This window comes from Kitasatospora sp. NPDC059646, from assembly GCF_042734615.1.
Classification (GTDB): domain Bacteria; phylum Actinomycetota; class Actinomycetes; order Streptomycetales; family Streptomycetaceae; genus Kitasatospora.
Genome location: NZ_JBHWDS010000008.1, coordinates 74,908 through 95,748, shown reverse-complemented (window position 1 = coordinate 95,748; position 20,841 = coordinate 74,908). Strand labels below are relative to the sequence as shown.

General features: G+C 75.6%; 22 protein-coding genes. 15 read left to right on the top strand and 7 right to left on the bottom strand.

Going from position 1 to position 20,841, the window contains the following annotated elements; all coding sequences use genetic code 11:
- Positions 1-7 precede the first annotated feature (7 nt).
- The 3 genes from hemC to ACFV1L_RS07820 all read left to right on the top strand — a co-directional run bounded on the left by hemC (position 8) and on the right by ACFV1L_RS07820 (position 3,321).
- The gene (gene hemC, locus ACFV1L_RS07830; protein WP_380363884.1) at positions 8-928 is read left to right on the top strand and encodes a hydroxymethylbilane synthase; all 921 of its coding nucleotides are present in this window, start codon (positions 8-10) and stop codon (positions 926-928) included.
- Positions 929-1,248: 320 nt separating this feature from the next.
- On the top strand, positions 1,249-1,989 hold the full coding sequence (locus ACFV1L_RS07825; RefSeq protein ID WP_380363882.1) for an SDR family NAD(P)-dependent oxidoreductase: 741 nt from the start codon (positions 1,249-1,251) through the stop codon (positions 1,987-1,989).
- Between the two features lie 186 nt (positions 1,990-2,175).
- The gene (locus ACFV1L_RS07820) at positions 2,176-3,321 is read left to right on the top strand and encodes a serine hydrolase domain-containing protein (RefSeq protein WP_380363880.1); all 1,146 of its coding nucleotides are present in this window, start codon (positions 2,176-2,178) and stop codon (positions 3,319-3,321) included.
- 76 nt (positions 3,322-3,397) lie between these two features.
- Here ACFV1L_RS07820 and ACFV1L_RS07815 read toward each other — a convergent pair whose 3' ends face one another.
- Entirely contained in the window at positions 3,398-4,219 is an 822-nt protein-coding gene (locus ACFV1L_RS07815; RefSeq protein WP_380363879.1) for a UbiA family prenyltransferase, read from the bottom strand.
- Between the two features lie 134 nt (positions 4,220-4,353).
- Between ACFV1L_RS07815 and ACFV1L_RS07810 the strand changes: the two genes are divergently transcribed.
- The 3 genes from ACFV1L_RS07810 to ACFV1L_RS07800 are packed head-to-tail and all read left to right on the top strand — an operon-like array spanning position 4,354 to position 6,974.
- Complete coding sequence (locus ACFV1L_RS07810; protein WP_380363878.1) at positions 4,354-5,424, top strand: type III polyketide synthase; 1,071 nt, start codon at positions 4,354-4,356, stop codon at positions 5,422-5,424.
- Positions 5,425-5,430: 6 nt separating this feature from the next.
- Positions 5,431-5,949 (top strand): isoprenylcysteine carboxyl methyltransferase family protein, encoded by a 519-nt coding sequence (locus ACFV1L_RS07805; RefSeq protein WP_380363876.1) that lies wholly within the window; start codon positions 5,431-5,433, stop codon positions 5,947-5,949.
- Positions 5,946-6,974, top strand: coding sequence for an NAD(P)/FAD-dependent oxidoreductase (locus ACFV1L_RS07800; protein WP_380364012.1), 1,029 nt, complete (start codon positions 5,946-5,948; stop codon positions 6,972-6,974). Before ACFV1L_RS07805 ends, ACFV1L_RS07800 begins: the two co-directional genes overlap by 4 nt.
- Here the strand turns inward: ACFV1L_RS07800 and ACFV1L_RS07795 are convergent.
- Positions 6,955-8,280, bottom strand: a complete 1,326-nt coding sequence (locus ACFV1L_RS07795) for a cytochrome P450 (protein ID WP_380363875.1) — start codon at positions 8,278-8,280, stop codon at positions 6,955-6,957. The two genes, ACFV1L_RS07800 and ACFV1L_RS07795, sit on opposite strands and share 20 nt — an antisense overlap.
- 161 nt (positions 8,281-8,441) lie before the next feature.
- Between ACFV1L_RS07795 and ACFV1L_RS07790 the strand changes: the two genes are divergently transcribed.
- Together ACFV1L_RS07790 and ACFV1L_RS07785 are read left to right on the top strand one after the other, a co-directional pair.
- Positions 8,442-8,888, top strand: a complete 447-nt coding sequence (locus ACFV1L_RS07790) for a hypothetical protein (RefSeq protein WP_380363874.1) — start codon at positions 8,442-8,444, stop codon at positions 8,886-8,888.
- Between the two features lie 44 nt (positions 8,889-8,932).
- Positions 8,933-9,193 (top strand): hypothetical protein, encoded by a 261-nt coding sequence (locus tag ACFV1L_RS07785; protein WP_380363873.1) that lies wholly within the window; start codon positions 8,933-8,935, stop codon positions 9,191-9,193.
- A gap of 22 nt (positions 9,194-9,215) precedes the next feature.
- On the opposite strand, the gene ACFV1L_RS07780 is transcribed toward ACFV1L_RS07785, so the two are convergent.
- Both ACFV1L_RS07780 and ACFV1L_RS07775 read right to left on the bottom strand, forming a co-directional pair.
- Positions 9,216-10,025 carry an ABC transporter permease gene (locus ACFV1L_RS07780; protein ID WP_380363872.1) on the bottom strand — a complete coding sequence of 270 codons (810 nt, stop codon included), beginning with the start codon at positions 10,023-10,025 and terminating at the stop codon, positions 9,216-9,218.
- A complete protein-coding gene (locus tag ACFV1L_RS07775) occupies positions 10,022-10,987 on the bottom strand; it encodes an ATP-binding cassette domain-containing protein (protein ID WP_380363871.1) in 966 nt (321 codons plus the stop codon). Before ACFV1L_RS07775 ends, ACFV1L_RS07780 begins: the two co-directional genes overlap by 4 nt.
- A 234-nt stretch (positions 10,988-11,221) precedes the next feature.
- Between ACFV1L_RS07775 and ACFV1L_RS07770 the strand changes: the two genes are divergently transcribed.
- The 5 genes from ACFV1L_RS07770 (at position 11,222) to ACFV1L_RS07750 (ending at position 16,609) form a co-directional block, all read left to right on the top strand.
- A complete protein-coding gene (locus ACFV1L_RS07770) occupies positions 11,222-12,094 on the top strand; it encodes a hypothetical protein (protein ID WP_380363870.1) in 873 nt (290 codons plus the stop codon).
- A 1-nt stretch (position 12,095) separates the two neighbouring features.
- Positions 12,096-12,638 carry a DUF6529 family protein gene (locus ACFV1L_RS07765; RefSeq protein WP_380363869.1) on the top strand — a complete coding sequence of 181 codons (543 nt, stop codon included), beginning with the start codon at positions 12,096-12,098 and terminating at the stop codon, positions 12,636-12,638.
- A gap of 154 nt (positions 12,639-12,792) precedes the next feature.
- The gene (locus ACFV1L_RS07760; RefSeq protein ID WP_380363867.1) at positions 12,793-14,244 is read left to right on the top strand and encodes a catalase; all 1,452 of its coding nucleotides are present in this window, start codon (positions 12,793-12,795) and stop codon (positions 14,242-14,244) included.
- Positions 14,245-14,374: 130 nt separating this feature from the next.
- Positions 14,375-15,394 carry a phosphotransferase family protein gene (locus ACFV1L_RS07755; RefSeq protein ID WP_380363865.1) on the top strand — a complete coding sequence of 340 codons (1,020 nt, stop codon included), beginning with the start codon at positions 14,375-14,377 and terminating at the stop codon, positions 15,392-15,394.
- Between the two features lie 3 nt (positions 15,395-15,397).
- Positions 15,398-16,609, top strand: a complete 1,212-nt coding sequence (locus ACFV1L_RS07750; protein ID WP_380363864.1) for an acyl-CoA dehydrogenase family protein — start codon at positions 15,398-15,400, stop codon at positions 16,607-16,609.
- Between the two features lie 51 nt (positions 16,610-16,660).
- Here ACFV1L_RS07750 and ACFV1L_RS07745 read toward each other — a convergent pair whose 3' ends face one another.
- The 3 genes from ACFV1L_RS07745 to ACFV1L_RS07735 are packed head-to-tail and all read right to left on the bottom strand — an operon-like array spanning position 16,661 to position 19,190.
- A complete protein-coding gene (locus tag ACFV1L_RS07745) occupies positions 16,661-17,629 on the bottom strand; it encodes an NADPH:quinone oxidoreductase family protein (protein ID WP_380363862.1) in 969 nt (322 codons plus the stop codon).
- Positions 17,626-18,438: an SDR family NAD(P)-dependent oxidoreductase gene (locus ACFV1L_RS07740; protein ID WP_380363860.1), complete on the bottom strand. Its 813-nt coding sequence runs from the start codon at positions 18,436-18,438 to the stop codon at positions 17,626-17,628. The genes ACFV1L_RS07745 and ACFV1L_RS07740 overlap by 4 nt, the downstream gene beginning before the upstream one ends.
- On the bottom strand, positions 18,435-19,190 hold the full coding sequence (locus ACFV1L_RS07735) for an SDR family oxidoreductase (protein WP_380363858.1): 756 nt from the start codon (positions 19,188-19,190) through the stop codon (positions 18,435-18,437). Before ACFV1L_RS07735 ends, ACFV1L_RS07740 begins: the two co-directional genes overlap by 4 nt.
- A gap of 174 nt (positions 19,191-19,364) precedes the next feature.
- Between ACFV1L_RS07735 and ACFV1L_RS07730 the strand changes: the two genes are divergently transcribed.
- A complete protein-coding gene (locus tag ACFV1L_RS07730; protein WP_380363856.1) occupies positions 19,365-19,991 on the top strand; it encodes a TetR/AcrR family transcriptional regulator in 627 nt (208 codons plus the stop codon).
- Positions 19,992-20,067: 76 nt separating this feature from the next.
- The gene (locus ACFV1L_RS07725) at positions 20,068-20,832 is read left to right on the top strand and encodes a DUF2470 domain-containing protein (protein ID WP_380363855.1); all 765 of its coding nucleotides are present in this window, start codon (positions 20,068-20,070) and stop codon (positions 20,830-20,832) included.
- The last annotated feature ends 9 nt before the right edge of the window (positions 20,833-20,841 follow it).

The following is a 20,841-nucleotide window of genomic DNA, read 5'->3' as shown; positions in this document are numbered from 1 at the left end:
GTTGACGATGGTCGAACTGGTGGTGGGTTCGCGGGCCAGCCAGCTGGCGCGGGCCCAGGTCCGGGAGTTCCTCGCGCCGGTGCGGGAGCGCTTTCCGGACCTGGTGATCCGCCACCGGGTGATCCTGGAGGACGGCGACCTGGACCGGAAGGCCGCCCTGCGGGAGGTCTCGGAGCGCGGCGGCGGCTCGGCGTTCTCCACCAACCAGGTCACGGCCCTGCTGAACCGCGAGGTCGACGTGATCGTCCACTCGCTCAAGGACCTGCCCACCGAGAACCCGGACGGCCTGGTCCTGCTCCCGCCGCCGCCCCGCGCGGACGTCCGCGACGCCCTGTGCGGGGCGACGCTCGGCGCACTGCCCGCCGGCGCCCGGGTCGGCACCTCGGCCGCCCGCCGGATCGCCCAACTCCTGCACGCCCGGCCCGACCTGCGCCCCGAACGGATCCGCGGCAACGTCCCCACCAGGCTCGCCCGGCTGAAGAACCTGGACGCCGTCGTGCTGGCCGCGGCCGGACTGCGCCGCCTCGGCCGCGACGCGGACATCGCCGAACTCCTCCCCCTCGAACAGTTCCCGCCCAGCCCCGGCCAGGGCGCGCTCGGCATCCAGGTCCGCGCCGACAACGCGCCGGCGCGCGAACTCCTGGCCGGCACCGGCGACCCGGACACCGACGCGGCGGTGCGGGCGGAACGGGCGATGCTCGCCGAACTGCACGGCGGCTGCTCCGTCCCGGTCGGCGCCTTCGCCACCACCGTCGACGGCATCCTCACCCTGCACGGCCAGGTCACCTCCGTCGACGGCACCCGCCAGATCGAGGCCCACTCCTCCGGCACCCCGGCCCACCCCGAGAAGCTCGGCATCGCCGTCGCCGGCCTCCTCCTCGACCAGAACGCCGAGTCCCTCCTCCACGAGGCCCGCCACTCCGCCTGACGGCACGTCACCGACCCGCCCCGCCCAGCACCAACCCTCCACCCCAGCACCACCCCTGACCTCCCCCAACGCGGAGCCGGACAGCCGCCAGCGAGACCCGGCCCTGCCGACCCCCTCCACCCCCCACCCGCGCACCGCCAACCCTCCACCGCAGCACCCCGCCGACCTCCCGCAACACGGAGCCGGACAGCCGCCGACACCGACCGAGCCGCCGCCGACCCCCTCCCCCTCTCAGCGCCATCCCTCCACCCCCGACCTCCCCCAACGCGGAGTCGGAATGCCGCCAGCGAGACCCGACCCTGCCGACAAGTATCGTTCGCATGAACCGACTTGAAGGAAACGTCGCCCTGGTGACCGGCGGCAGCCGGGGTATCGGTGCGGCCGTCGCGCTCCGACTGGCCGAGGAGGGCGCGGACGTCGCCCTGACGTACCGGGAGGGCGAAGCGCCCGCACGGAAGATCGTCGAGCAGATCGAGGGCCTTGGCCGCCGGGCGCTGGCCGTCCGTGCCGACGGCGCCGACCCGGAGGCGCTGGACGCCGCCGTGGCCCGCACCGTCGAGGCTCTGGGCCGACTGGACGTCCTGGTGAACAATGCCGGGGTCTTCCTGGTGGGCCCGCTGGAGCAGCTCGGTCCGGCCGAGATCGACGCCACGCTGGCCGTCAACGTCCGTGCCCCGTTCCAGCTCGCGCAGGCCGCTGCCCGGCACATGACCGACGGCGGGCGGATCATCGGCGTCGGCAGCAACGTCGCGGAGCGGGTCCCGCTCCCCGGTCTCGCGCTGTACTCGATGAGCAAGTCCGCCCTGGTCGGCCTCACCAAGGGCCTGGCGCGTGAGCTCGGCCCGCGCGGCATCACCGTCAATCTCGTCCACCCCGGTCCCACCGACACGGACGCCAACCCGGCCGACGGCCCGAACGCCGGGGCCGTCGCCGGTCTGACCGCGCTCGGCCGGTACGCCGACCCGGCGGAGATCGCCGCCACCGTCGCCCACCTGGCGGGTCCCGACGCCCGGTACGTCACCGGCGCGGTGATCTCGGTCGACGGCGGCTTCTCCGCCTGACGCCGTACGCCGACCCTGACGCCCGGTCAGGGTCGGCGTACCCCGGCGGAACCACTGTTCGGCCGCCGCCTGCGTCCGGCGCAGGAAGGCACGCTCGTCCGGTGCGGGGACGACCCGCCGGGCGGGCCCGTGATGGTCTGGTGGCCCCGGGAACGCCCGTGTTCCCCCCGCTGGAGGACGCCGCCCATGACCCGCCGCTCCCGTCTCGTCGCCCGTGCCGCGACGACAGTCCTGGCCCTGCTCGCCGTCACCGCACCCGCCGTGGCCGCCGCCGCCCCCGTTCCGCCGTCACCGTCACCGTCGTCGCCGTCGGTGCAGCAGCGGCTCGACGCCCTGGTGGCGGACCTCGGCGTTCCGGGCGCGCTGGCCACCGTCCGCGACCAGCACGGCCGGAGCACGAGCGTCGGCGCGGGTGTCGGCGACCTGGCGGGCGGGGTGCCGGTGCCGGTCGACGGGGAGGTGCGGGTGGGCAGCAACACCAAGACCTTCGTCGCCGTCGTGGTGCTCCAACTGGTCGCGGAGGGCCGGGTCCGGCTGGACCGCGACATCGACTTCTACCTGCCGGGGCTGGTCCGCGGCGACGGCATCGACGGGCGGGACATCACGGTCCGCCACCTGCTCCAGCAGACCTCCGGCCTGCCCAACTACAGCGAGTACCTCGGCGAGGAGGTCCGGCACTTCGAGCCCCGCGAACTGCTCGACCTGGCCCTCCGGCACCCCGCCGCGTTCCCGCCCGGCGACGGCTGGCAGTACAGCAACACCAACTACCTGCTGGCGGGCCTGCTGGTCGAACGCGTCACCGGCCACGGCCTCGCCCAGGAGCTGGACACCCGGATCGTCCAGCGCCTCGGCCTGCGCCACACCTACTTCCCGGCGCCCGGCGAGACCGCCCTCCGGGGCCCGCATCCGCACGGCTACTACCGGGACGGCGCGGACCTGCTGGACGTCACCGGCATCGACCCGTCGTGGGCCTGGGCCGCCGGCCAACTGGTTTCCACCAACGCCGACTTGAACACCTTCTTCGCCGCCCTGCTCACCCCCGGCCGACTCCTCCCCGCGCCCCAGCTCGCCCAGATGCGCGCCCACACCGTCCCCGCCGACGCCACCTTCGGTCCCGGCGCCCGCTACGGCCTCGGCCTGGTCAGCCGCCCGCTCACCTGCGGCGGCCTGTACTGGGGCCACGGCGGCAGCTTCCCCGGGTACGAGACCCGCGGCGGGGCCACCGCGAACGGCCGTGCCGCCGGCGTCGCCGTCACCGAGCAACTCACCACCCCCGCCGCCCGGGCCCGGCTGGACGCCCTGGTCGACACCGCCCTGTGCACCGACCGCTGAGCCTCCGTCCGACGAACGACCCGGCCGCCTCGCCCGGGCGCCGGGCGGCTCCGGACTCCCGTGCGGGCAGGGCGGCTCATCGGTCGGTGCGCAGGCCCCCGTGGGTCAGCAGCAGGGCCAGGGCGACGGCCGTGGCCAGGATGACGGCCAGGAACGGGAGTCGGCCGCGGGGGGCGAGGAGGGTGGCGGCGGCGGGCGGGGCGGTGACGGCGAGGACGGGCCAGCCGGGGGCGAGCAGGAGTGCGGCGGCGGCTGCGGCGAGGACGGCGAGGGCGGCGGAGGCCCGGCCACCGAGGCGTTGCGGCAGGCCGCGGACGCCCGCGGCGCGGTCCGCGGCCAGGTCCGGGAGGACGTTGGCGAAGTGGGCGGCGACGCCGAGCAGCCCGCCCGCGCCGAGGACGGTGGCGGCGGGCCACGGCCGGCCCGGCAGCGCGAGGGTGACGAAGGCGGGGAGGAGCGCGAACGCCGCCGCGTACGGGAGCCAGGACCACCGGGTGGCCTTCAGGCGGAGGTTGTACGCCCAGCCCGCGGCCACCGCCGCCAGGTGCGCGGTCGCCGCCGCCGCCCCGCACGCCGCGGACAGCAGGACGCACCCGGCGACCGCCCAGCCGGTGGCCGCCCGGATCCGACCGGGCGTCACTTCGTCGAGCGCGAGCGGCTTGTCGGGGCGTCCGGCGGCGGCGTCCCGCCGCCGGTCGATCAGGTCGTTGCTCCAGCCGATCGACAGCTGCCCGGCCGCGACCGCGCCGGTGGTGAGCAGCGTTCCGGCCGGGCCGCGCCCGGCGCCGACGGCCATCGCCGCGGCCAGGCCGGTCACGGCGGCGGCGGGCACCGGGTGGCAGGACCGCAGCAGGCCGCCGATCCACCGCCTCCGGGGTACCGCCGCCGCGCCGCTCACACCGGCCACGCTAGCCGCCGTCGGCTCGGCCGCGGCGCAGCACCGCGCGGTGCCGACGCCGTGTCACCGGTCCGGACGCGCCCGGTGTGGCGGGATTGCCCGGTTCGGGATGGTCCGCTCCCTATCCTGGCCCGGTGACGCGGATCGCGGCAGTGTGCGGTGTCCTTCCGCCCCATCGGTACCGGCAGAGCGAGTTGGCCGGTGGGGTGGCGGCGTTGTGCGGCGGGCCGGGTCACGAACGGGCCCTGTCGGAGCGGTTCTTCGCGAGCGCGGGGGTGGAGTTCCGGCATCTGGCGTTCCCGCTGGAGCGGTTCGAGGAGTTCGCCGGGTTCGGTCGGGCCAACGACGCCTGGCTGGAGGGCGCGTCCGAACTCGCCTGCCGGGCCGCCGAGTCGGCCCTGTGCGCGGCCGGGATGAGCGCCGAGCAGGTCGACGTGGTGGTCTCCACGACCGTCACCGGGATCTCGGTGCCCTCGCTGGAGGCGCGCGTCGCCTCGCGCCTCGGCCTGCGCGAGGACGTCCGGCGGGTGCCGCTGTTCGGCCTGGGCTGCGCGGGCGGGGCCGGCGGACTGGCCGTGGTGGACGGCCTGCTGACGGGCCGTCCGGACGGCGTGGCGCTGCTGCTGGCCACCGAGTTGTGCTCGCTGACCCTGCAGCGGGCGGACAACTCGCCGGCGAACCTGCTGGCCACCGCCCTGTTCGGCGACGGCGCCGGGGCACTGCTCGCGGTCGGCGACGACGTCCCGGCGGACGGCGCCCCGGCGGGTCGCGGCCCGGTGGTGGTGGCGACGCGGAGCCGGCTGTACCCGGGGACGGAGCGGCTGCTCGGCTGGGAGGTCGGCGACTCCGGGTTCGGCATCCTGCTGGGGCCCGAACTGCCGGAACTGGTACGGCTGCACGTCGGCGAGGAGGTGTCGTCGTTCCTCGCGGCGCACGACCTGAAGCCGGGGGACGTCGACACCTGGGTGTGCCATCCGGGCGGGCCCCGGGTGCTGGACGTGCTCGGCGAGGAACTCGGCCTGTCCGACGCCGTGTTGGCGCCGAGCCGGGAGTCGCTGGCGCGCTGCGGCAACCTGTCGTCGGCGTCGGTGCTGCACATCCTGCGCGACGTGATCGCCCAGGGCCCGCCGCCACCCGGCTCGTTCGGGCTGATGCTGGCGCTCGGGCCCGGCTTTTCCTCGGAACTCGTCCTGATGCGGTGGTAGTTGACGATGACTGCGTACACCCTGCTGATCGCCCTGGTCGTCGTCGAGCGACTGGCGGAACTGCTGGTCGCCCGCCGGAACGCCGCCTGGAGCCTGGCGCTGGGCGGGGTGGAGTACGGGCGGCGGCACTATCCGCCGATGGTGGCCCTGCACACCGCGCTGCTGGCCGGCTGCCTGCTCGAAGTCCGGTGGGCGGACCGGCCGTTCGTGCCCGCGCTGGGCTGGTCGATGCTGGCGCTGGTGCTCGCCGCGCAGGCGCTGCGCTGGTGGTGCATCGCCACCCTGGGCTCGCGCTGGAACGTCCGGGTGATCGTGGTGCCGGGCCTGCCGCTGGTCACCGCCGGACCGTACCGGTGGCTGCGGCACCCCAACTACTGTGCGGTGGTGGCGGAGGGCCTGGCGCTGCCGCTGGTGCACACGGCGTGGCTGACGGCGCTCGGGTTCACGCTGCTCAACGCCGTCTGGCTGGCCGCCCGCCTGCGCTGCGAGGACGCCGCGCTGACGCTGTGCCGGGCCGCCGCGTGATCGACCTGCTGGTGGTCGGCGGCGGCCCGGCCGGGCTGGCCACCGCGATCCACGCCGCCGGCGCGGGCCTGTCCACCACCGTCCTGGAGCCCCGTCCGACGCCGGTCGACAAGGCCTGCGGCGAGGGGCTGATGCCGGGTGCGGTACGGGCGTTGGCCCGTCTCGGCATCGCCGTCGAGGGGCATCCGTTCCACGGCATCCGCTATCTGGAGGCCGCCGGCCCGCGGTCCGCCGAGGCCAGGTTCCGCACCGGCCACGGCCTGGGCGTGCGCCGCACCGTCCTGCACGCCGCTCTGGCGTCCCGCGCGGAACAGCTGGGCGTGCGGCGCGCGACCGGCCGGGCGGAACGCCTCGACGTCGGCGAACACGCCGTCAGTATTGAACACCTGACGGCACGTCACGTCGTTGCGGCGGACGGTCTGCACTCCCCCGTCCGCCACGCGCTCGGCCTGCACCTGCCCGCCCGAACCCGCCGTCCGGCCCGGTACGGGCAGCGGCGGCACTTCGCCGTGCGGCCGTGGAGCGACCTGGTGGAGGTGTACTGGTCCCGGCATGCGGAGGCGTACGTCACGCCGGTGTCCGACGGCACGGTCGGGGTGGCGGTGCTCGGGTCGCAGCGGCTGCCGTTCGACCGCCAACTGGAGCAGTTCCCGGCCCTGCTGGAGCGGCTGGGCGGCGCCCGGGCCGGGCCGGTCCGGGGCGCGGGGCCGCTGCGGCAGCACGCGGGGGCCCGGGTGCACGGCCGGGTACTGCTGGTCGGGGACGCCGCCGGCTACCTGGACGCCCTGACCGGCGAGGGGATCGCGCTCGCGCTGGCCTCCGCCGAGGCCGCCGTGCACTGCCTGGCCACCGGCCGCCCCGCCGGGTACGAACGCGCCTGGCGGCGCGCCACCCGGCCCTACCGGCTGCTCACCGCCGCCCTGTTGAGCGCCCGCCACCACCGGCTGGTCGGCCCCCGGATCGTGCCGCTGGCCGCCGCCGCCCCGCCGCTGTTCCGGGCCGGCGTCAACCTGCTGGCGCGCTGACCCGCGCGGTCAGCCGCATCGGCTGCGGACCGGGCGACAGCACCAGTCGGGGCACCGGACGGACGGCCCCGGCGGACGCGGGGCGCAGCCGCCAGCGGCCGGCGACGGTGGCCAGGGCGAGGGTGGCCTCGGCGGCGCCGAAGCGGTCGCCGAGGCAGCGGGTGGCGCCGAGGCCGAACGGCAGGTAGGCGTCCCGGTGGACGGCGCCGGGGGCGAAGCGGTCGGGGTCGAAGCGGGTCGGGTCGGGGAACAGGTCGGGTCGGCGCTGGAGCAGGTAGAGGCTGCAGACCACCGGCGCACCGGCGGGCAGCCGGGCGCCGCCGAGTTCGACCGGGCGGGTGGTGGTGCGGCTGATCGCCCAGGCGGGCGGGTAGAGCCGCAGCGTCTCGTTCACCACCCGGGCGGCGTACGGGAGTCGGTCGAGGTCCTCCCAGCGGGCCGGGCGGTCGGCCGGGCCGGCGTCCACCTCGGCGTGCAACCTCCGTTCCACCTCCGGGTGTTCGGCGACCAGCCGGAGCGCCCAGGCCAGCGCGGAGGAGGTGGTCTCGGCCCCGGCGAGCACCAGGGTCGCCACCTGGTCGGCGAGTTCGCGCTCGTCCAGCGGCCGGCCGTCCTCGTCGCGGGCGGCGAGCAGCAGGGACAGCACGTCGCCGTGGTCGGCGCCGCGGGCCCGGTAGTCGGCGACGATGCCGGCCACCCCGGCGTGCCAACTGCGCAGCGCCCGACGGTACGCGCGGCGGGCGGGGGTGGGCAGCAGGTCGGCGGCGGGCAGCACGACGCGCAGGTAGAGGCCGCGCAGCAGCACGTCCAGGTCGCGGCGCAGCCGTTCGGCCGCGCCGGGGATCAGGCCGGCCGAGAACAGGGTGCGGACGGCGACGGCGGTGGTGAGGGTGAACGCCTCGTGGGTGATGTCGACCGTCCCGCCGGGCCGCCAGCGGGCGGTGAGGGCGGCGGTCTCGGCCGTCATCGCCTCCGCGTAGCGCGGCAGCAGCTCGCGCCGGAAGGCGGGTTGGACGATCCGGCGGAGCCTGCGGTGGTCGGCGTGCGGGCAGGTGGCGAGGCCGTTGCCCAGGAAGGTGCGGATCTTGGCGTACAGCGGGCCGCTGCGGTCGTAGTCGGCCCGCTCGGTGAGGACCCGGTGGACCAACTCCGGTGCGCCGACGACGTACAGGTCGCGCGGACCGACCCGGACGCGGACCAGGTCGCCGTGCGCGGGCAGGGTGTCGAGGAAGGCCAGCGGCCGGGTGACCATGGCCGGCAGGTGGCCCAGCAGCGGCAGGCCGCCGGGGGCGGTGGCGGGGTGCACGGGCCCTCGATTCGGTGACGGAACGCGGATGGCGGACACGATACGTCACCGGTCGAGCACGATGTGCAACAATCGTGCCGCATCCGGGTGGTGATGATGCGTCAGGCGCGGCCCTCGCCTCCGGCCCGGTTCCGCCCGGTTCCGGTCCAGCAACAGACGGGATGCCTGTGACCTCCACCCCCGCACCGGCGGACTCCCGCCCCACCGCCGTCCGCCCCGGCGCCGGTCGCCCCGGTGCGGTCCGGCGCCGCCTCACCGCGACGGTGTACGTCGATCCGGCCGGGCGGGTGCTGCTGTACCGGCGCGCCGCATCGGCGCCCGCGCACCCCGGCCACTACGACGTCCTGGCGGACGACGCGGCCCTCCGGTGCGGCCCGGGCGGCGTGCTGGTGGTGCGCCGCGTGCTGACGGACCGCCCGCCGTCGCCGGGCCCGGCCGGGGTCGACTGGTGCGCGTTCGTCCCGCCCGCCGAGCTGCTGGCCGGCCGCTACCGCCCGCTGGTCCCGGGCGGCCGGGAGGTGCTCCGTCGCCTGTTCGCCGACCCCGTAGGGGGTGCCCCGCCGCACGCTCCGCGACCGGCCGCACACACCCCGCCGCCCCCGCGCTGACCTGCACCGATGCCGGTCGGTCCGGGGCGCGCGACACTGGGGGTATGAGCGAGTCCGGAGACATATTCCACCCGCCGGTCGTGGTCCGTCCGCCGACCCGCGGGGCGCGGCCGTACCGGCGGGTGGAGATCTACGGGCGGACGGTGGGGCGGGCGACCGCACCGGAGGACGTGGCCGAGTTCATCCGCCGCGCGGGCGTGGACGAGCCGGACCTGGACGATCCCGAGCTGGTCGCCTGGCGCGGCGGCGACCGCAGCGTGTGGACCCAGCCGGAGCAGCCCGAACAGCCCGAGGCGGCGTCCTGAGCGGGCCGGGCGACCGGACCGGTCAGACGGCCTTGCGGTAGAGCCGGACGCCGAGCGGCGCGAACACCGCGACGATGCCGACGTCCCAGGCGAGCGCCTGCCAGACCTGGGAGCCGACCGGGGTGCCGAGCATCAGCGCCCGGACCGCGCCGGCGGTGATGGTGACCGGCTGGTGGTTGGCGAACACCTGGAGCCAGCCCGGCATGGTCGAGGTGGGGACGAACGCGGAGGACGCGAACACCAGCGGCGCGAGCACCGGGAAGGCGGCGGCGGTGGCGGTCTCCGGGTCGCCGACGGCCAGCCCGACCACGGCGAACACCCAGGACATCGCGAAGCCGAACGCCAGCACCAGCAGTGCCCCGGCGAGGAAGCCCCACACGTCGCTGTGCACCCGGAAGCCGACCAGGAAGCCGATGCCGCTGATCAGCGCCACCACGAAGACGTTCCGGGCCAGGTCGGCGGTGGTCCGCCCGGACAGCACCGCGGAGCGCGCCATCGGCAGCGACCGGAAGCGTTCCATCAGGCCGGTCTGCAGGTCCGTGGCCAGGCCGATCGCGGTGTTGACGGCGCCGAAGGTGACCACCTGCACGAACACGCCGGGCATCAGGTAGTCGACGTAGCTCACGCCGTGCAGGGCCGCGCCGACCACGCCCCCGAACACGTAGCGGAACATCAGCACGAAAACGATCGGCTGCACGGTGGAGAAGATCAGCAGCCGGGGCACCCGGCGCAGCGCGATCAGGTTGCGCCAGCAGACGGCCAGGCCGTCCCGGACGGGGGCCAGCACGCGTTCGGACAGGCCGGGCGCGGGGGCGAGGGCGGTGGCGGTCATGTCGGGCCTCCGGTGGTGCGGTGGCCGGTGAGGGCGAGGTAGACGTCGTCCAGGCTGGATTCGCGGACGGCGATGGTGCGCGGGGTGAGGCGTTCGGACTCCAGCGCGTGCAGGACGTCCATCAGCAGCAGCGACCCGTCCGGGCTGGGCAGGCGCAGCAGCGCGCCCTCGCGTTCGGGGGTCCTGGCCAGGCGGTCGGCGAGCAGGGCGGCGGCGCGGACGGCGCGCGGGTCCTCGCCCATGCCGAGTTCCAGCACGGTGGTGCCGAGGCGGGCCTTGAGGGCGTGCGGGGTGTCGTCGGCGACCACCCGGCCCTCGGCGAGGACGGCGATCCGCTGGGCGAGCCGGTCGGCCTCCTCCAGGTACTGGGTGGTGAGCAGGACGGTGGTGCCGTCGGCGACGAGTTCGCGGATCAGCTCCCAGAGCGCGGTGCGGCTCTGCGGGTCGAGTCCGGTGGTGGGCTCGTCGAGGAAGAGCACGGGCGGTTCGGGGACCAGGGCGGCGGCCACGTCGAGCCGGCGGCGCATGCCGCCGGAGAAGGTGCGCACGGGCCGGTCGGCGGCCTGCGTGAGGTCGAACCGGGCGAGCAGGTCGGCGGCGCGCGGCGACCTGCGGTGGCGGGGGACCTGGGTGAGCCGGCCGATCAGGCGGAGGTTCTCACGGGCCGTCAGGTTCGGGTCGACGGCGGCGTACTGGCCGGCCAGTCCGATCAGCCGGCGCACCGCGCCCGGGTGGGCGACCACGTCGGTGCCGAGCACTTCGGCCCGGCCGCTGGTCGGCGGGATGATGGTGGTGAGGATCCGGATGGCGGTGGTCTTGCCCGCCCCGTTCGGCCCGAGCAGCCCGAACACGCTGCCGGGCGGGACGTCGAAGTCGACGTCGTCGAGTGCGACGAGGTCCTTGAACCGCTTGCCGAGGCCGTGGACCCGGATCGCGGGTGCGGTGCTGTGCTGGGTGGTCATGGGCGCCCCCTCGGGCGAGTCGTACCTCTCCAGTGTCCGCCCGTCGGGGCGGGGCGCGAATCGCCGCTGCCGGGGCACCGGATCTGACGGTCCGCCAGCTCGACGGTGGGCCGTCCAGGGCAACGGGGTAACTCCTGGTGCGGACCGGGGCCGCTCTGGAGTGGCCGGGCGGCGGACGACGGGGCTGGATGGTGACCGAGCCCCGCCCCCTCCGCTCCGTCTCCAGGAGTCGTGATGCCCCGTACCTGCCGTGTCGCCGCCGCAGTGCTGTCCCTGTCCGCCCTCTCCGCCGCGGCCTGCGGCGTCGACCCCGGCCCGAGCGCCCCGCCGGCCGCCGAGTCGTCGCCGCCGGCGTCGGCCCCGGCGTCCGCGGCGGGTTCGCCGGGGGTGTCGTCGTTCGCCACCGCGGTGGGCACCCTGGTGTCGCTGGCCAGCGTGGGCAGCCTCGGCCCGATCCTGGTCGACGCGCAGGGGCGCAGCCTGTACCTGTTCGGCGCGGACACCTCGGTGCACGGCAGCTGCCTGGACGAGTGCGCGAAGACCTGGCCGCCGGTCACCACGCCGGGGTTCCCGCTGGCCGGTCCGGGCGTGGACGACGGCCTGCTGGGCGCGGCGGCGCTCCCGGACGGGACGGCGCAGGTGCTGTACAAGGGCCACCCGCTGTACCGCTACGCGGGCGACCGCGGGCCGGGCGAGGCCACCGGGCACACGGTGGCGGACCCGCGGGGCACCTTCTACGCGGTGACCTCGCTCGGCGACCCGGTCGGGGTGGACATCTCGACGCTGCACGGCGCGGGCGCGGCCGGGGTGCCGTCGGGCGCGGCGACGGCGAGCCCGGGCGCGACGACCGACCCGAGCGCCGGGCCCGCCGCCGACCCGACCGCTGCTGCCGGCACCGCCGCCGCGTCGTCCCCGACGGCGGCCCCGGGCGTCCCGTCGGTGCCGTCGGTGCCGTCCGTCCCCGCGGCCCCGTCCGCTCCGGCCGTGGTGCAGCCGCCCGACACCGCCGGGGGCGGCGGCGTGGACGACGGGACGGGGGCGGGCGCCGGCACCGGGGCGGGCGGTGCGGCGGGCACCACCGGCGACGACGGTACGCAGGACGGCTGAGGTGCGGCGTGCGGGCGGGTCCGTGCTGACGGCGCTGGCGGTGCTGGCGCCGTTGGCGGTCGTCGGGGGGCTGGTGTGGTTCGGGCGGGTGCACCCGCCCGAGCCGGGCCGCAGCCTGTTCGGAGCGGCCGCCGGGCTGGAGGCGCTGCGGCTGAAGTCGCAGCTCGGCTCGGCGCTGTTCGGGCTGGCGCTGGTGCAGGTGCTGCTGGCGCTGTGGATGTACCGGGACGGCGCGAAGGTGCGTCGGGTGCGGCTGGCGCACCGGCTGGGCGGGGCGGCGGCGTTCGTGCTGTCGGTGCCGATCGCGCAGCACTGCCTGCTGGCGTACGGGGTGCGGTTCACCGATGCGCGGGTGGCGGTGCACTCGCTGGCCGGGTGCTTCCTGTACGGGGCGTTCGCGGCGAAGGTGCTGCTGGTGCGGCACGGGCGGCTGCCGGGCTGGGCGCTGCCGGCGGCGGGCGGGGCGCTGTTCTGCGCGGTCGGGCTGCTCTGGTGGACGGCGGCGCTGTGGTTCCTGAACGACTACTCCACACCCGGCTTCTGACGTCCGGTCAGCTCGTGACCGGTGGCGTGGCGGCCGGTCGGCTGCGGTTGTGGGCGACCCGGGCCGGTGTTCGAGTAGAAGGCAGTCGCGGTGGACGACCCTCGCCGCCGCGCGGTCCGGCGCCCGGCGGGGCGCCCGAGGAGGAGTTCCCCCGATGTCCCAGCACGTCCCCTTCACCACGAACAACGCGGGTGTCCCGGTCGAGAGCGACGAGCATTCGCTGACGGCGGGTCCGGTCGGCCCGGTCCTGCTGCACGACCACTACCTGATCGAGAAGATGGCCCAGTTCAACCGGGAGCGGGTGCCGGAGCGGGTGGTGCACGCGAAGGGCAGCGGCGCGTACGGCACCTTCGAGGTGACGCAGGACGTCAGCCGGTTCACCAGGGCGGACCTGTTCCAGCCGGGCAAGCAGTGCGACATGCTGGCCCGGTTCTCCACGGTGGCGGGCGAGATGGGCTCGCCGGACACCTGGCGCGACCCGCGCGGCTTCGCGCTGAAGTTCTACACCGAGCACGGCAACTACGACCTGGTCGGCAACAACACACCGGTGTTCTTCGTCCGCGACCCGATGAAGTTCCAGGACTTCATCCGCTCGCAGAAGCGCCGCCCGGACAGCGCGGTGCGCGACCACGACATGCAGTGGGACTTCTGGACGCTCTCCCCGGAGTCCGCGCACCAGGTGACCTGGCTGATGGGCGACCGGGGCATCCCGAAGAACTGGCGGCACATGGACGGCTTCTCCTCGCACACCTACAGCTGGGTGAACGCGGACGGCGAGCGGTTCTGGGTGAAGTACCACTTCAGGACGGACCAGGGGAACGACTTCCTGACCCAGGCGGAGGCGGACCGGCTGGCCGGCACGGACGGCGACGCGCACCGGCGCGACCTGTTCGAGGCGATCGAGGGCGGCGCGTTCCCGTCGTGGACGCTGCACGTGCAGGTGATGCCGTTCGACGAGGCGTGGGACTACCGGTTCAACCCGTTCGACCTGACGAAGGTGTGGCCGCACGGCGACTACCCGCTGATCGAGGTCGGCCGGTTCACCCTGAACCGCAATCCGGAGGACCACTTCGTCCACATCGAGCAGGCCGCGTTCGAGCCGTCCAACCTGGTGCCGGGCATCGGCGTCTCGCCGGACAAGATGCTGCTCGGCCGGATCTTCTCCTACCCGGACACCCACCGGTACCGGATCGGCCCGAACTACGCCCAGCTGCCGCCGAACCGCTCGCACGTGCCGGTGCACTCGTACAGCAAGGACGGTCCGATGCGGTTCGACGCGGCCCGCACCGCCCGGCCGTACGCGCCGAACTCGTACGGCGGGCCGGCCGCGGACCCGGAGCTGTGGGGCGGGCCGCTGGGGTGGGACGTGGCCGGGCGGATGGTCCGCGAGGCGTACCCGCTGCACCGGGAGGACGACGACTGGGGGCAGGCGGGCACCCTGGTCCGCAAGGTGCTGGACGACGCGGCCCGGGAGCGGCTGGTCTCCAACATCGCCGGGCACCTGCTGAAGGGCGTGTCCGCCCCGGTGCTGGAGCGGGCCCTCCAGTACTGGCGCAACGTGGACCGGAGCCTCGGCGACCGGGTCGCCGCCGCCGTCGCCCGCTGAGCGCCCGCCCTCGCCGCCCGCCCGCCCGGTGCACCGTGCCGGGCGGGCGGCGCTCGTTGACAACTCGGGCCCCCGGGGCAATCCTAAGCAAGCGCTTAGTCAGCCCACGTTCCCCTGCGAGGTGCCCCCGATGACCACCGCCGCTCCGCCCGGACTCGACCTGGAGAGGCTGCGCGCCCACCTGGACGCCGCCCTGCCCGCACCCACCGCCGGACCGCTGACGGCCCGCCGGTTCGAGGGCGGCCGGTCGAACCTGACGTACCTGGTCGAGGACGGCGCCGCCCGCTGGGTGCTGCGCCGGCCCCCGCTCGGGCACGTGCTGGCCACCGCGCACGACATGGCCCGCGAGTACCGGGTGCTGTCCGCGCTCGCGCCGACCGCGGTGCCGGTGCCGCAGCCGGTGCTGCTGGTCGAGGACGAGTCCGTGATCGGCGCGCCGTTCTACCTGATGGAGTACGTCGAGGGCGTCGCCCACCGGGACGCGAAGACCCTCGCCGCACTCGGCGAGCAGCGCGTGCACGGCCTCGGGGTCCGGCTGGTGGACACCCTGGTCGCCCTGCACGCGCTCGACCCCGAGGCGGTCGGCCTGGCCGGGTTCGGCCGCCCCGAAGGCTTCCTGGAGCGCCAACTGCGGCGCTGGGGCAAGCAGTTGGACGCCTCCCGGAGCCGCGAGGTGCCCGGCGTCGACGAGCTGCACCAGCGGCTGGCGGACACCCTGCCCGACTCCCCCGCCCCGGCCCTGGTGCACGGCGACTACCGCCTGGACAACGTGCTGGTCGGCCCGGACGACCGGATCGCCGCCGTGCTCGACTGGGAGATGTCCACCGTCGGCGACCCGCTCACCGACCTGGGCCTGCTGGTGATGTACACCGAACTGGCCCGCCGCTTCGACGGCGTGCTGCCCGGCGCGGCGCTCGCCCCCGGCTTCCCCGACACCGCCGAACTGGTGCGCCGCTACGCCGGGTCCTCCGGCCGCGACGTCTCCGGGCTGGGCTGGTACGTGGGATTCGCCTCGTTCAAGCTGGCGGTGGTGCTGGAGGGCATCCACTACCGGTACACCCGCGGCGGGACGGTCGGCGCCGGCTTCGACCGGGTCGGCGAACTGGTGCCGCTGTTCGTGGAGTTCGGACGCACGTCGGTGGAGGGCTGAGCCATGGACTTCGGACACGACGCCAGGACGACCCGGCTGCTGGGCGAACTCGGCGCTTTCATGGACGAGTTCGTCCACCCGGCCGAACCGGTGCTGGCCGAGCAGCTGGCCGACCCGGGGCGCGAGCCGTGGCAGATCCCGCCGGTGATCGGCGAGTTGCGGGCGGCGGCGAAGGCCCGCGGCCTGTGGAACCTGTTCCTGCCGGGCGAACTGGGCGCCGGACTGACCAACCTCCAGTACGCGCCGCTGGCCGAACTCACCGGCCGCTCCGTCCTGCTGGCCCCCGCGGCGCTCAACTGCGCGGCCCCGGACACCGGCAACATGGAGGTGCTCGCCCAGTTCGGCTCCGCCGAGCAGCGCGAGCGGTGGCTGCGCCCGCTGCTGGACGGCGGGATCCGCTCGGCGTTCGCGATGACCGAGCCCGACGTCGCCTCCTCCGACGCCACCAACATCACCACCCGGATCGAGCGCGACGGCGACGAGTACGTGGTCAACGGCCGCAAGTGGTACATCACCGGGGCGATGAACCCGGACTGCCGGATCCTCATCGTGATGGGCAAGACCGATCCGGGCGCCGAGGTGCACCGGCAGCAGTCGATGATCCTGGTGCCGCGCGACACCCCGGGCGTCCGGGTGCTGCGCGGCATGCGGGTGTTCGGCTACGAGGACGCCGACCACGGCGGGCACGCGGAGATCGTGTTCGAGGACGTCCGGGTGCCGGCGGCGAACCTGATCGGCGAGGAGGGCTCCGGTTTCGCGATCGCGCAGGCCCGGCTCGGCCCGGGCCGGATCCACCACTGCATGCGCGCCATCGGCATGGCCGAGCGGGCCCTGGAGCTGACCTGCCGCCGGGTCAACTCCCGGGTGGCGTTCGGGCGTCCGCTGGCCGACCAGGGCGTGGTGCAGGACTGGATCGCCGAGGCCCGGGTGCGGATCGAGCAGGCCCGGCTGCTGGTGCTGAAGACCGCCTGGCTGATGGACACCGTCGGCAACCGGGGCGCGCACACCGAGATCCAGGCCATCAAGATCGCCGTCCCGTCCACCGTCGAGTGGATCCTCGACAAGGCCGTCCAGGCGCACGGCGCGGCCGGGGTCAGCCAGGACACCGCCCTCGCCCAGCTCTGGGCCGGCAACCGCACCCTGCGGCTCGCGGACGGGCCGGACGAGGTGCACAAGCGCTCGCTGGCCCGGCGGGAGCTGAAGAAGTACCGGTGAAACACGAGGAGGGGCGGCCCGTCCGGGCCGCCCCTCCTCGGCGGTTGCGCGCTACGGCAGGACGGCGATCCGGCCGGTGGTGGCCCCGGTGACCACCCGGTGGACGGCCTCGGCGGCGCCGGCCAGCGGGAGGCGCTCGGAGACCAGGGGGCGGACGGTTCCGGCGGCGGCGAGGGCGGTCAGCGCGGCGTGGCAGTCGCGGACGGCCTGCGGGTCCTTGGCCACGTACAGGCCCCAGTGCAGGCCCAGCACCGAGTAGTTCTTCACCAGGGCGTGGCCGAGCGGCGGGGCGGGGATGTCGCCGGAGGCGAAGCCGACCACCACGATGCGGCCCTCGAAGGCGATGCACTTGGTGGAGCCGGTGTAGGCGCTGCCGCCGACCGGGTCGAAGACCACGTCGGCGCCGCGGCCCCCGGTGGCGGCCTTCACGGCGGCGACGAAGTCCTCGGCGGTCCGGTCGACCACCAGGTCGGCGCCCGACTGCCGGGCCGCGGCGGCCTTCTCCGCGCCGCCGACCACGGCGATGACGAACGCGCCCGCCGCCTTGCCGAGTTGGACGGCGGCGCTGCCGACACCGCCCGCGCCGGCGTGCACCAGCAGGGTCTCGCCCGGGGCCAGCCGGGCGCGGCGGTGCAGCGCGAACCAGGCGGTCTGGTAGGCGATGTGGAGCGCGGCCGCCTCGGCGTCGTCCAGGCTCTCCGGGGCGGGCAGCGCGGCCGCGGCGTCCATCAGCGCGTACTCGGCGAACGCCCCGGCCGGCAACTCGGCGGTGCCGATGAGGCGTTCACCGGTGCGCGGCCCTTCGGCCACCTCGCCGCAGAGCTCCACGCCGGGGGTGTACGGCAGCGGCGGGCGGACCTGGTAGAGGCCGGCCGCCATCAGCGCGTCCGGGAAGTTGACGGCCGCGGCGCGGACCCGGACGAGGAGCTGCCGCTCGCCGGGGACGGGGCGGTCGGCGTCCTCGACCAGCTTCATCACGTCCAGCGGGGCGCCGACTCCGGCGATCTGCCAGGCTCTCATCGGGTCTCCTGTCGGGCCTCGATCTGCTGCTGGAGCCGGTTCATGCCGTGCAGCCAGCGGTCGGGGGAGGTGGCCCGGGCCGCGTAGTACTCGGCGACCTCGGGGTGCGGGAGGATCAGGAACTCGCCCGCCGCCATGCCGCGCAGGGCGGCCTCGGCGCACGCGGCGGGTTCGATCGCGGTCGGCGCGAGCAGCACCTGCCCGTGCTCGCCGGTGCCGTCCAGCATCCGCGTCCGGACGCCCTGCGGGCACAGCGCGTGCACCTGGACGCCGCGGTGCCGGTACGTGGCGGACAGCCACTCGGCGTACGCGAGCGCGCCGTGCTTGGTGACGGCGTACGGGGCGGAGCCGAGCATGGTGAGCAGGCCGGCGGCGGAGACGGTGGCGAGGAAGCGGCCGCGGCCGCGCTCCAGCCAGTCGGGCAGCAGCAGTCGGCTGGCCCGGACGTGGCCGAGCACGTTGACCTGCCAGGCTTGTTCCCAGGCGGCGGGCGAGGCGTCCGGGCCGCCGGTGGTGGCGACGCCCGCGTTGGCGCAGTACAGGTCGACGGCGCCGAGGTGGGTGCGGGCGGCGTCGATCAGCGCGGCGACGCCCTCGGCGCTCGCGGCGTCGCCGGGGGCGGCGTGCGCGGCGAGTTCGTCGGCGACGGCGTGCGCGGCGTCCGGGTCGAGGTCGTTGACCACCACCCGGGCGCCGGCCTCGGTCAGCGCGCGGGCGAGGGCCGCGCCGATGCCGTGGCCGGCGCCGGTGACGACCGCGCCGACGCCCGCGAACCCGCCGGGGGCCCGCGGTTCCCGAGGGGCGGTCACAGTCCGCCGCCGAGGGTGACGCCGCCGTCCACCACCAGGGTCTGGCCGGTGATCCAGCCGGCGTCCTCGGAGAGCAGGAAGGCGACCGCGCCGGCCACGTCCTCGGGCAGGCCGAGCCGGCCGAGCGGGTAGGCGCGGGCCACCTTCTCCTCGCGGCCCTCAAACAGGGCTTCGGCGAAGCGGGTCTTGACCACGCCGGGGGCGACGGCGTTGACCCGGATGTCGGGGCCGAGTTCGGAGGCGAGTTCCATGGTGAGGCGGATCAGCGCGGCCTTGGAGACGCCGTACATGCCGATGCCGTTGGAGGACCGGATGCCCGCGATGGAGGCGACGTTGACCACGGCGCCGCCGTGCTCGGCCATCCAGGCGGCGTGCGCCCGGCGGGTCCAGGCCAGCGGGGCGAGCACGTTCACGGCGAAGATCTTGGCGGCGGCGCCCGGGTCGGTGTCCAGGACCGGGCCGTAGACCGGGTTGATGCCGGTGTTGTTGACCAGCAGGTCGAGGCGGCCGAAGGCCTCCAGCACGCGGGTGACGGTCTCCTCCTGGTGCGCGGCGTCGTCGGACTTGCCGGCCACCGCGATCGCGTGGTCGGGGCCGCCGAGTTCCTGCACCGCCTCGTCCAGGGCCTGCTGGGTACGGGCGGTGATGCAGACCTTCGCGCCGCGCTGCACCAGTTCGCGCGCGATGCCGAGGCCGATGCCGCGGCTCGCTCCGGTGACCACCGCCACCTTGCCCTTGAACGACACTGTCATCGCCGTACCTCTCGGATGTGCTGCCGGATGGTTCCGCTGCCTCGCGCCGTGCCGCCGGACCCCCGACGGCTTGACTAAGCGCTTGCTTAGCATCTTGGCGACGGGCGACACTGTCAACAGCCGGACCGCCCGGCGCCGCCCGGACCGACCCGGGCCGTCTGCGAGGATTGCCCCATGACCGACCCAGCAACCGCCGCACTGTGGCCCGGGGAGCGGACCGAGGCAGCGCGGCGACTGCTGCTGGCCGCCGTGGACTCCTTCGCCCGCCGGGGCTACCACGCCACCACCACCCGGGACATCGCCACCGCCGCCGGCATGAGCCCCGCCGCGCTGTACATCCACTACCCGTCCAAGGCGGCCCTGCTCGCCGAGATCTCCCGGACCGGCCACCGGGCGACCCTGGAGCTGGTGGAGCGGGCCGAGGCCTCGTCCACCGACCCGGTGGCGCAGATGCGCGCCCTGGCCGAATCGTTCACCACCTGGCACGCGCGCGGCCACACGGTCGGACGGATCGTCAACCACGAGCTGCACGCACTGCCCGAGGAGGACTTCGCGGCCGTCGCGGAGCTGCGCATCCGGATCGAGGAGACGGTGCTGCGGATCATCGCGCGAGGGGTGGCGGAAGACGTTTTCCAGGTACCCGACCAGCGGACCGCGGCCCGCGCCGTCACCTCGCTCGGCATCGACGTCTCGCGCTGGTACACCGAGCGCAGCAGCGAGTCCCCGGAGGAACTGGGCCGCCGCTACGGGCAGCTGGTGCTGCGAATGCTCGGCGCGCCGGCCGGGGCGGTCGAGGGCTGAGCGACCGGCGCGCTGGACGCCCGCCTTCCGATTGACTTAGGTTAGCCTCACCTAAGCAAGAATGAGGAGGCTTCCTGTGCCGCACCGGCCCGTCCGCCGCCCGTCCGCCCCCACCGCCGCCGAACGCGCCCGCACCCTGCTGGAGTTCGCCTCCTCCGCCGTCCTGGACATCGCCGGCGCCGACCTCACCGCCCGCCCCGGCCTGCCCCCGCTGGTCCGCTGCACCCTGCGGGAGGACGGCTCGGTGGCCGTCCGGGTCGGCCGCGAGTCCGCCCTGCACCGGATCACCGCGCTCGCCCGCACGCCGCTGACCGCCGAACTCGACTGCGTCGACGTCGCCCCCGTCGCCGTGCCGCACCGCATCCGCGGCCGGCTCCGCGCCCGGGGCCTGCTCACCCGCTCCCCCGGCGGGGCGACGCCCGCCGCCGAGGGCGTGCTGCTCCGCCTGGAGCCCGACCACCTGGCGGTGGACGACCTGTGGGGCTCGGAGTGCTGCGTCGACCCGGCCGAGCTCGCCGCCGCCGACCCCGACCCGCTCGCCGCCGACGAGCCCCGGATGCTCCAGCACCTGGCCGCCGCGCACGCCGACCGGCTCCTGCTGCTCGGCGCCCGCGCACTGGGCGACCGCCCCGCCGGCCCGGCCCCGCGGCAGCTCCGCGAGGTCCGGCCGGTCGCCCTCGACCGCCACGGCCTGCGCCTGCGCCTGCTCGGCGCCGGCCCCGCCGCCCCGCTGGACGTCCGCTTCGACTTCCACCGCCCCGTCGGCCACCCGGACGAACTCCCGGAGGCCATGCACCGGCTGTTCGCCCCCACGCTCCCGCCGGTGCGTCAACTCCCTTGAGCGGAAGGG

Bases quoted from the DNA above. Each gene is read 5' to 3' on its own strand.
- ACFV1L_RS07820 (WP_380363880.1), top strand. From the start codon at position 2,176: ATGACCCGCCGCTCCCGTCTCGTCGCCCGTGCCGCGACGACAGTCCTG.
- ACFV1L_RS07730 (WP_380363856.1), top strand. From the start codon at position 19,365: ATGACCGACCCAGCAACCGCCGCACTGTGGCCCGGGGAGCGGACCGAG.
- ACFV1L_RS07770 (WP_380363870.1), top strand. From the start codon at position 11,222: ATGCCCCGTACCTGCCGTGTCGCCGCCGCAGTGCTGTCCCTGTCCGCC.
- ACFV1L_RS07745 (WP_380363862.1), bottom strand. From the start codon at position 17,629: ATGAGAGCCTGGCAGATCGCCGGAGTCGGCGCCCCGCTGGACGTGATG.
- hemC (WP_380363884.1), top strand. From the start codon at position 8: ATGGTCGAACTGGTGGTGGGTTCGCGGGCCAGCCAGCTGGCGCGGGCC.
- ACFV1L_RS07825 (WP_380363882.1), top strand. From the start codon at position 1,249: ATGAACCGACTTGAAGGAAACGTCGCCCTGGTGACCGGCGGCAGCCGG.
- ACFV1L_RS07805 (WP_380363876.1), top strand. From the start codon at position 5,431: ATGACTGCGTACACCCTGCTGATCGCCCTGGTCGTCGTCGAGCGACTG.
- ACFV1L_RS07775 (WP_380363871.1), bottom strand. From the start codon at position 10,987: ATGACCACCCAGCACAGCACCGCACCCGCGATCCGGGTCCACGGCCTC.
- ACFV1L_RS07735 (WP_380363858.1), bottom strand. From the start codon at position 19,190: ATGACAGTGTCGTTCAAGGGCAAGGTGGCGGTGGTCACCGGAGCGAGC.
- ACFV1L_RS07780 (WP_380363872.1), bottom strand. From the start codon at position 10,025: ATGACCGCCACCGCCCTCGCCCCCGCGCCCGGCCTGTCCGAACGCGTG.
- ACFV1L_RS07755 (WP_380363865.1), top strand. From the start codon at position 14,375: ATGACCACCGCCGCTCCGCCCGGACTCGACCTGGAGAGGCTGCGCGCC.
- ACFV1L_RS07790 (WP_380363874.1), top strand. From the start codon at position 8,442: ATGCCTGTGACCTCCACCCCCGCACCGGCGGACTCCCGCCCCACCGCC.
- ACFV1L_RS07750 (WP_380363864.1), top strand. From the start codon at position 15,398: ATGGACTTCGGACACGACGCCAGGACGACCCGGCTGCTGGGCGAACTC.
- ACFV1L_RS07760 (WP_380363867.1), top strand. From the start codon at position 12,793: ATGTCCCAGCACGTCCCCTTCACCACGAACAACGCGGGTGTCCCGGTC.
- ACFV1L_RS07785 (WP_380363873.1), top strand. From the start codon at position 8,933: ATGAGCGAGTCCGGAGACATATTCCACCCGCCGGTCGTGGTCCGTCCG.